Annotated in this window: 7 protein-coding genes; 1 reads left to right on the forward strand and 6 read right to left on the reverse strand. The window is 32.3% G+C overall.

The genetic code is table 11. The annotated features are described in order from the left end of the window. The first annotated feature begins 365 nt into the window (after window positions 1–365). The gene (locus tag DBX25_RS20205) at window positions 366–656 is read left to right on the forward strand and encodes a DUF1294 domain-containing protein (RefSeq protein ID WP_240620451.1); all 291 of its coding nucleotides are present in this window, start codon (window positions 366–368) and stop codon (window positions 654–656) included. A 100-nt stretch (window positions 657–756) separates the two neighbouring features. On the opposite strand, the gene DBX25_RS20210 is transcribed toward DBX25_RS20205, so the two are convergent. The 6 genes from DBX25_RS20210 to DBX25_RS20235 all read right to left on the reverse strand — a co-directional run bounded on the left by DBX25_RS20210 (window position 757) and on the right by DBX25_RS20235 (window position 9,681). Next, entirely contained in the window at window positions 757–2,886 is a 2,130-nt protein-coding gene (locus DBX25_RS20210) for a heavy metal translocating P-type ATPase (RefSeq protein ID WP_108672556.1), read from the reverse strand. After that, entirely contained in the window at window positions 2,879–3,247 is a 369-nt protein-coding gene (locus DBX25_RS20215; protein WP_061794255.1) for an ArsR/SmtB family transcription factor, read from the reverse strand. Before DBX25_RS20215 ends, DBX25_RS20210 begins: the two co-directional genes overlap by 8 nt. 264 nt (window positions 3,248–3,511) lie before the next feature. Beyond that, window positions 3,512–4,069, reverse strand: coding sequence for a hypothetical protein (locus DBX25_RS20220; RefSeq protein ID WP_108672557.1), 558 nt, complete (start codon window positions 4,067–4,069; stop codon window positions 3,512–3,514). Further along, on the reverse strand, window positions 4,036–5,913 hold the full coding sequence (locus tag DBX25_RS20225) for a site-specific integrase (RefSeq protein WP_108672558.1): 1,878 nt from the start codon (window positions 5,911–5,913) through the stop codon (window positions 4,036–4,038). The genes DBX25_RS20220 and DBX25_RS20225 overlap by 34 nt, the downstream gene beginning before the upstream one ends. Continuing rightward, window positions 5,910–8,330, reverse strand: a complete 2,421-nt coding sequence (locus DBX25_RS20230) for a hypothetical protein (RefSeq protein WP_108672559.1) — start codon at window positions 8,328–8,330, stop codon at window positions 5,910–5,912. The genes DBX25_RS20225 and DBX25_RS20230 overlap by 4 nt, the downstream gene beginning before the upstream one ends. Then, complete coding sequence (locus tag DBX25_RS20235; protein WP_108672560.1) at window positions 8,308–9,681, reverse strand: tyrosine-type recombinase/integrase; 1,374 nt, start codon at window positions 9,679–9,681, stop codon at window positions 8,308–8,310. Before DBX25_RS20235 ends, DBX25_RS20230 begins: the two co-directional genes overlap by 23 nt. Window positions 9,682–9,900 lie beyond the last annotated feature (219 nt).

Below are 9,900 nucleotides of genomic sequence, written 5' to 3' on the forward strand. Positions count from 1 at the left end.
TTATGATAAGTGGGATTATTGTACATTCATACTCTAACTCGATTATTATTGGCTTTTTAGTAAAATTAGATCAATTTTACTTTTGGACAAAAAAACTATTATTATTTTCTACTATGATAAAATAATTGGATTAATATTGGTAAATCGGTTCAATATCGTGTTCTTTTTTACATGAAAAAATTGGACAATTTTCACCCATGTAAATCTACATTAATAATATGACCTTAATTCTTTCCTTTTTGCTACTCGCCCCATAAAATCGTATCATATTCAAATTTCGGTTATAATTATTTGTGGTTGATAAAATGTGACTCCTTTACATAATTCAAATAATTGAGATTTAAAGGAATAAGATGGAGGTTAATTTGGAATTGATTTTTCTTGTATTTGTATACTTATTTTTCATTAATACTGTTGGTATGGCATTGATGTACCTAGATAAAAAAAAGGCTATCAAAGGGGAGTGGAGAATTAAAGAAAAAACATTATTTAAAATTGCGTTGTTGGGTGGCTCTGTTGGAATTTTGCTAGGCGGCCAGCAATTTCGGCATAAAACCCACCATAATTCATTCAAATATGGAATTCCGGTTATCATTACATTCCAAATCGCATTGATCATCTTTGCCATTTGTTTCTTTCAAAATAACCCCATTTGATGAGAGGACATAAAATGCAATTCACCAATAATCCCCAAAACTAAATAATGGTTTTATCATAAAAAGGGATAACGTTCTGCTATCCCTTTTACATATGATTCTATTCTTTTACTTTTAGCAATCGTAAACTGTTTAATGTTACAAGTAACGTTGCTCCCATATCAGCAAATATCGCTATCCATAGTGTTAACCAACCGGGCATGACTAACAGTAATGCCACTAATTTAATCGCTAAAGAGAAGGTAATGTTTTGCTTGATGATTGTTAAAGCCTTACGGCTTAATTTTATTGTATATGGTAATCTACTCAAATCATCAGACATTAATGCGATGTCAGCCGTTTCTAAAGCTGTATCAGTTCCTGCACCACCCATCGCTACACCAACGGTAGATGCTGCAAGTGCTGGAGCATCGTTCACGCCATCTCCGACCATTCCCACACTTTGATGTTTTTCTCGAAGTTCTTTAATGAAATTCAACTTATCCTCTGGAAGTAAATCAGCTTTAATATCAGAAACACCAATTTGTTTTCCAATTGCACTTGCAGTTCTTTGATTATCACCTGTAAGCATTACTGTTTCAATTCCAATATTATTCAATTTACCGATGACTTCTTTTGATGTTTCCCTAATTTCATCAGCTACAGCAATTAACGAAAGAATCTCTTTTTTCGTTCCTAGCACCATCACGGTTTTTCCTTGGGTCTGCATTTTTGTAATCTTTTGTTTTCTATCACTTTCAATGCTTCCATGCAATTCTTCAAAAAGTGCTGGGCTTCCGACATAATACATTTCGTTATTTACTTTGGCTTTTACACCTTTACCCGTAATGGATTGGAAGTCTTCAATCATTACATCATTAAAGTCTGATCCATTTTCTTCTGCTTTTCTCATAATTGCTGAAGCAAGTGGATGCTGCGATCCTTTTTCAATAGCTGCTGTTATGGTCATTAATTCATTTTCATTTCCACCATATGTCACAATGTCTGTTACAGCAGGAATCCCTTTTGTTAATGTTCCTGTTTTATCAAAGGCAATCGCTTTTAAGTGTCCTGCTTCTTCTAAATGGATACCACCTTTAATTAAAACACCATTTTTCGCTGCATTTCCTATTGCTGTAACAACAGCAACTGGAGTTGAGACTACTAAGGCACAAGGACAACCAACCACTAATACAGCTAATCCTTGATAAATCCATTGGCTCCAGTCTCCCCCAAATAATGGTGGAACTACCGCAATTAAAAGAGCTAGTATCACAATAGCTGGTGTATAGTATTTTGCAAATTTATCGACAAACGCTTGAGAAGGGGCCCGTTCTGCTTGAGCTTCTTCTACCAAGTGAATGATTTTTGAAAGAGTAGTATCTTCAACTCGTTTTGTTACTTTAACCTCAAGTAACCCTTCTTCATTCAAGGTCCCTGCAAATACTTCATCATCTGTGGTTTTCATTACTGGAACACTTTCACCTGTAATCGCAGCCTGATTTAATGTCGATGTACCTTTAACCACTACTCCATCCATTGCTAACTTTTGACCGGGCTTAACAATCATGATGTCTCCAACTTGAATATCATCAACATGAATCATCATTTCTTCATTGCCACGTCGAATTAACGCTTCTTTTGGGGCAATATCCATTAAAGATTCAATAGATTGACGTGCTTTATCCATTGAATAACGCTCTAATGCTTCACTAATCGCAAATAGGATAACAACGGTTGCCCCTTCACCCCACTCACCAATGATTGCAGCTCCTATAATGGCAATAGTCATAAGCGTATTCATATCGAAATTTAATCTGCTTAGATTTTTGAGACCTTTAATGAATAACGAATATCCACCGATTAAAATGGACGCTGCATAACCAATTGTCGGTAGAACATGCTCCTCACCATACTGCTCTCCTAAGAACCAGCTAACTACAAGTAAAAGAGCTGATATATATACCTTAATGTTTTCTTTCTGCTTCCAAAAAGGTTCTCGTTCTACCCTTTGTTCTTTTTCATCTCGAATTTTTAAATTTTCAAATGCTCCTGCTTTTTCTAATTCTTCAATTGTTGTCGTCCCTTTAACATAAACTTTAGATGCTCCGAAGTTTACTTTCGCATCCTGAACACCGGGAAGTTCTTTAACATTATTTTCAAAAATGGCTGCACAGTTAGTACAAGTAAATCCTTGAACACGATAGGCTTTCATTTCTTCTTCAACAAGTTTGGCTTTCTCACTAGACATTGCTCTTCACCTCTTTCTTATGTGCTAATGCAATCATCATAATTTGTCTGATATGCTCATCATCTAATGAATAAAATGCCAATTTGCCTTCTTTTCTAAATTTCACAACCCCCTGTTTATGAAGGAAGCGTAAATGATGAGAAGCATTTGCAACTGTAACACCTACTATATTTGCGATGTCACACACACATAGTTCTTCATCTTGACACAAAGCATAGGTAATTTTTGCTCTATTTTCATCTGCAATAGCTTTTAACATTTGGGCAACACTAACAATGTCAATTGCTTGTAAATCCCCTTGTATTCGATTGACTTTTTCTTCATCATAACAATAAATCTCACAGGTATCTTTTTTATTCATTATCTCACTCCATTCTCATTCAAGTGTTCATTTGATTATAGTATACTTCATTTAACCAAAAACATTCAAGTATATATTTGAATGAAATTAAAATAGGAATTTGTATAATTCTAACTCCTGATGTTCGTTTTTTTAAATTAACCTTTCTTAGCATAAAATTAAATCCACAATTTATTTATAAAAACAAAAAAACAAGCTATTCATTATAGCTTGTTTTCTATGAGTTTTTGGGTTCAACTATCCTCTAATTCCTTAGATTTTAAATCAACTAAAGGATACAATTTTTTTATTGTTCTGATCAACAACTTCCTTACGCAATTTATTGTTTTCAATTTCTAATTTTTGAATATCCTTTTGTCTATCTTCTATTTGTTGGATAAGACGTTTATTTTCAGCTTCTAACTTTTCTATATATAATTTCATTTCGAAGCTGTCAACTACTTTCTGTCTTAATCCATCTATATACATGGAAAGCTCCCCTTTTTCACTTTTGAGCTTTTTAGTCCTATTTATATTCAAAATGTCTTCTTTTTCAATTTCTTGAATTCGTTTTTCAATATAGAGTTTTAATGTATTTGTATTTAGGTTAATCTGGCTTCTTGGTACTTTTGCCCCCGATGAAACAGAGGAAATAGATAGTTTATTAGACTGCTTTATTTGTTCTTTTAATTGTCTTTGTTTCATACAAAACTTTTGTAGATATTCTTCTAACAAGATCAATTGATCCTGTATTTTTATGCTACTAATTTCACTTAATTCACCAATACCATATCTTAGAGTGTTTTCATTTACACACTCTCTAAGTTCAATGTCGATGCCCATTTGGTAATCTCCTTGTTAACATTTTCAATATCGGAAATTATGATTTCTAATTGTGGGTAAGAAGATAAGATGAATTCTTTTCCTTTCTCGTTCAAAATAGAAAGAAGTAATTCATGCTCTTGTAAAACCCGGTTTTGATAAAACTTAATTAAAGAAGAATATTCATTCTCATAATCCCTTTGATACTTTGAGTCCTGTTGAACTAATTCTTTGTTATGTTGAACGATTTTTGACTTATCAATAAATCGTTTATAGGTGAAATCAAACGATTCAATATTAGGTACTTTTGGACTTAGAAAATACCATTTTTCAAAGGTTGCAAGACGATATTGACGTTCACACAACATTCCTAAATGTTTAGTACATACCCCAACAATGCTTTCACGTAAGGGGTTATATTTTAAGGTATTGATAATTTCATCAATATCCTTAAAAATATTGAATTTCTTCTTTTGGAGAAATTTATTAATCTCTTCATATGCTTTTATTAATTCTGGTTCTGATAGTTCTTTTTTTATAAAGTGATTTTGATTGTTTAGTTCCATACCTAATGAAGTTCCATCCTTCGTTGCCCGTTTGAATAGTGTTTCCTTTATAAGTTCATCTCTAAAATAGTGCTTTGTCATTTCTTCAGTCAAATGATTCATATGCTCTCTTATCCATTGCAAACTAACTTTATCCTTTAGAATATTAGCCACGGCTACTCTAAATTGATGTGGATTTAAAGTATAAAAAGTATCACCTATTTTTGGAACATTTGGTAAGGTTTTTGGGATTGTACCTTTTAAATAGCTGTCAATTTTCATTAAATGAATTTGGGCTTTTTCATACTCAGATATATGATCAAACAATTCATTTTGATTTCTATAAAAAAAGGTATCAAAGATGTTATCAAAAGTTGTCCGACCATATATCTTATTAAACTTGTTCAAAAATAGATAATTGGTGCTTCCCTTTTCTCTCCCGTTTTTTGAAAGTTTCACAAGAGTTTGGTAAGCCTGTACAGTTTCAGGAAAAGCGATTGTTTTAGTCCATTTGCCATTATTTTCAGCAGTTGTTTTAAAAGTAAAAAATTCAATTATAAATGCTTTTGCTTTTTTGTTTAATATTGTAATGTCCTTCAATTTACCAGCTTCTAATCTATGGAGTTCTCCTTTTCTCATACCTGTGTGGGATAAAATAACAATTAGACACGCCATCATACGATCTTGTTTTCTAAGGCTTTCATCCTTCATATCTTTTAAGGCACATTTAACAACACGATTAAAAATTCTTTTTGGGATATTTGGTGTTTTATGAGCCTCTTTTTCCGCTTTTCTTTCTACTATTGGAACAATAAGTGTCTTTTGAAACTCCGATAAATCTATGTCACATCCAGCAAATTGAACTTCTTGTAAAAACCTACCAACACCTTTAAGAAGCGTTGATAGATAATTTTTTGTAATATTATTTTTTTTAAGAGTTTCCACATATCCCTTGATGACCTCTGGTGTTAGGTATCTTAAATCATACATATATTTTTCTTTTTCCAGATAAAAAATGAATCTTCTTATCTCGTTGAATCTGCTATAAACTGTACTGCTTCTATTTCGTTTAGTAAACAGCTCACGCAGCATAATTTTTTTCAATAATACTCTAAACATTTTTGACTTGATAGGGGAAAAATCAAGTGGGTGTGCCTTTGGGTGTAGTTTATCGGCAATCTCCCATCTATTATCAGAAAACCTCAAATTTGTCCTAATCAAGAGTTGGGGTTCATCAATAAAATCACTTTTTAGGTAATTCTGTTGCCCAGATAATGTACTTGCATTATCTATATTCCATTCTATTTTCTCAGTGTTCATTTTTCCCTCTCCATAATCGAATACATTTCTGCTAAGTAACTTCCATACAACTCCATCAAACCCGAATAAAAGTTCCTTTCAGCAACCGAGGTCGCATTTTCTTTATTTTTTTTATAAACTTTCATTTTCTCTTCAAAATAATAACTACGATCAACAGTTGTTACAAACTTTTTACAAGTCAAACATTTATAAAAACTATCTTCTTCCAGTTCAACTTTTATACATGCTTCACTTGCACAATTCCCCGCACCATCTTGAACAGGTGGCAAGTCTTTAACTGATTCAATATCCACAATTTCTCCCTGTAATTCATCATCCAAAATTGAAACTTCATAAAGTGCCTCAACATACCTTTTTGTATTCTCTCTATCACGATAATGTTTAGCTGCAACCCCGGCTGTGTTTCCTGTGATTACACCAACCTCTAATGTTGAAATAAGACCATCCTCAACCATTTGCCAAGCTCTCTCAATATATGTATCTCGTAAATTATTAGGGCTATACTGCAATCTAATTTTCTCTTGATCATATAAGTTCTTACAAACTTCTGTAAACAAACGAATAAATCTGCCCTTTATTCTAATCACTTTATTATTAAGATAGTAATGACTACAAATAAAAATATATTTTTTTAAAGGTGAATCTGCTTCTTCATAAATTGCTTGAGTTAGTTTTAAAGCCCTTTCAATTAATCGAATATGTTCTATCATGAAGACCTCTGTCTTATATTTTCTTCCAGAAGTCTTAGAGTAATATTTAATTGTGCCAAATTCCCCACTATCATCAATTGATACAATGCAATCTCTTTCTAATCCCAATATCTCACCGTGACGAAGTTTTGTTTCAATAGATAATTGTAAAACAATTAATAATATTTCATCTTCTTTTGTCTTTACTCTTCGAGTAAATTCCTTTTGTATTTTGGTAAAGTCTTCTGATGGAATTGGGATTCCACCCTTATTTTCAATTTGAATTGAACTGAATTGGTCAATACTCAACATAGTAATGCTATATTTTCGTTGAATATGTTTTAGATAACTGCGTATGATAACAATTCGTGACTTGGTTGTTTTATCGTTGTATTTTTCATTTGATATGAGACTTGCATGATAAAAAATTAAAAATCTGTTTGAAAAAGGCTTAACCTCACTTGAACCCAATAGTTTGTCGGATACCGTTAATGAAGGTTTTAAGGTTAATACTTTCATTTCATCTTGATAATACATTTCTGCTTGGTTTAAAAAGTCTACTAAGACATAAAAATGGTTGTAAGTACCTCGATATGTCAAATCAGATTTCCATATGTAATCTTTTAAGTCTTCTCTAAATTCGATATTGTGTACCTTCTCAAAGTTCATAAAGGAATTATTAATGTTTCCTATGTGAGTTCCACTTTTATTAAGGTCAGCAACAACAAACCATTTATCGCTTTCAGAATAGTCGCCTATTCCATTGGTGTTTACAACCTCATAGCCCTCTTCAAGACTTTTTTGATATAGGTTGTGTGTGAAAAGATCTCTGTTGAAAAAAAACGAATTGAATAACCTTTCTCCTGTTTCTTCTAAATACATATCATCTATGTATCTATAAAACATAGAGAGAAAAGGGTATGCTTCACGTCTTCCAAGAGGATTATATTCATCATTCATGCGATTAAAAAAGTTCAATTGCTCTTTAAACGTTTTCTCGTTAAAATCCTCAAATCTATTAATTTTGTAGCCACTTAAACTATCCTCAAATAATGTAGTCATAACTCTATGTTGGATGGTAAATTTGAAACCGCTTTGTTGATCAAAAATCTCTAAAAAACTTTTCACAATACTAAATAAAAACTTATTATCCGTAGGCATAAAAAAATTGCCGTACATGAACTTATTATGAGCGTAATAACCTATCTGTATAATTTGTCCAACCTTTGAATTAATCGGAAAATTGGTACTGATTCTTTCAATAAAAGGAGTTATATTAAGTTTTTTCTTACTTCTCAATTCAAACTCATATGGCAAGAACAGATTTCTATAATTTACTATAAACAACTTCACTTCGGGATTCTTAATCACATCAAAAGAGATGATATTTTGATATAAATTGCTAATCAGCTCTCTTGATGATTGGGAAAAATTACCAAGTTTAGAGATTTCATGAAGAATGAAACAATAATTTTCCCAATTAAAATCCTCTTGGGTTCGTATGTATTTTCCGATAATTAACAAAAATTTTTTGATATACAATAATTTCAAGTTTCCTCTTTTTGCTTTGAATTTCCGTTTCATCAGAATGTCGCAAGTATCCTTAGTTTGAAGCCATTCCCAAAGTAAATTTTTTATTTGCAAATCGGATTCAAGAGATGCAATTATTGAGATAATGGTCTCGTTTTCAATGTCAGTATAATAATCATTTGTTTTTGTCTTTATCATAAGTCTCTTTGTACCTTTCGTTGTTTTTCCTCAATAATTCTACTTTATCTTCATCATCAGGATTATAATAGGCTTCACAACTTTTCGGACTGGCATGACGAAGTTCTTTTTGCAGTTCTAAAATTTGCATTCCACTTTTAACTCGTTTCATAGCGAAAGCATGTCGAAAACGATGGCTTAAATTAGTAGATTTAGAACCTTTATCTACATGAATCCCTGCTTCTTTAAAAATCCCCCGAAGAACATACCCCCATCCAGCCTGTGTAATAGGAGTATAGTGTTGGTGATTTAAAAAGATATATTGATTCTCATTGTTTACAAGGGGAGTCGTACTAACCCTGTCTGCTACTGCATTATTTTTTAGGTTTTCCCTTTTAATTGGACTTTTACTTAAAAGAATGTCATCTCTCGATTCGTCTATGTATTCTTGAATCAATTCTGCCATTTCTTCTTCAATTAGAACCGTCTGGTATCCAAGGTGATTACCTTGTTCTCTATACCAAGCATCATTATATTCATCTTTCGATGTAGGAGTTATAACCCCTTTGGCCCTTTGTGTGGGCTTGTCAGACATTCTATCACGGATGATGAGGTTATAATAACCTTCTTTATATGATGGCACTATATCTTCAAATGTTAGCCCTAAAACCTCTCCTATACGCAGCCCATAATTATACATCAAATCAATAATCACTTTTTCACGTATCCCATAGCTTCTTTCAATTACATCCATAATTCTTTCGTATTGATATGGCTTTATGTATTTCGGAACAGATTGTTGCCTAAATACTTTTTTATTTGCCTTGTATCGTTCCTGAGTCCCTTTATGTGCATGTGCAAAAAATTCATTACCTATAGTTGTACCTATTTTTATCGTTTCAAACAAAAATGAATCTGTTATGCCATACATTTTCTCTAAAAAATTTCTATAAACATTTAGATAGTTGTTATATGTCTGATTGTCTCGTCTAACTCGGAGATCAACACTCCATACACTACCCTCTTTTTTTCCCCCTTCTAAAAACAAGCGTAGATCCCTAATATCACCGCTAGTTAAATTTTGCGGATTATCAATATGTACAAGTGCCAAAAAGGAGTAGAACACCTTTAAAGCTGAAAAAGCAGTTTCTCTTTTTTTATATTTGTCATCGCCAATCTTTTCATTCAAATAGATATTGGCATCTTCTATTAAGTTTCCTTTTAAATCTGTAATTATGAAGTAAGTTTTCCTTCTTACGGTTGATAGCTTTATAAAGCCAATCATCCCAAACTTTTGGATAAGTTCATTATTACTGTCGTATCGTTCATAAACTGTTCCTAACGATGTTAGTCTATCTTTAATTACACCCATATAGTTTTACCCCCAAGGTATAAGGTCCTCGGTCTATCGACCTGCGGATACGCCTCCCGCTGTGGGCTACGTCCCCATCCAACTACAAATAGAACCTTTATGTTTTTCTTTATAACTGGATATAGACAATAACCCCACTAATCATAATTATAGAACACCATAAAAAAATATCCTATACTTTCTTGAAATCATGTACAGATACTTGGCTTTTCATAACCA

Origin of the sequence: Peribacillus acanthi (assembly GCF_003073175.1) — a bacterium.
GTDB classification, from domain to species: domain Bacteria; phylum Bacillota; class Bacilli; order Bacillales; family DSM-1321; genus Bacillus_BN; species Bacillus_BN acanthi.

Bases quoted from the DNA above. Each gene is read 5' to 3' on its own strand.
- DBX25_RS20225 (WP_108672558.1), bottom strand. From the start codon at position 5,913: ATGAACACTGAGAAAATAGAATGGAATATAGATAATGCAAGTACATTA.
- DBX25_RS20230 (WP_108672559.1), bottom strand. From the start codon at position 8,330: ATGATAAAGACAAAAACAAATGATTATTATACTGACATTGAAAACGAG.
- DBX25_RS20220 (WP_108672557.1), bottom strand. From the start codon at position 4,069: ATGGGCATCGACATTGAACTTAGAGAGTGTGTAAATGAAAACACTCTA.
- DBX25_RS20215 (WP_061794255.1), bottom strand. From the start codon at position 3,247: ATGAATAAAAAAGATACCTGTGAGATTTATTGTTATGATGAAGAAAAA.
- DBX25_RS20210 (WP_108672556.1), bottom strand. From the start codon at position 2,886: ATGTCTAGTGAGAAAGCCAAACTTGTTGAAGAAGAAATGAAAGCCTAT.
- DBX25_RS20235 (WP_108672560.1), bottom strand. From the start codon at position 9,681: ATGGGTGTAATTAAAGATAGACTAACATCGTTAGGAACAGTTTATGAA.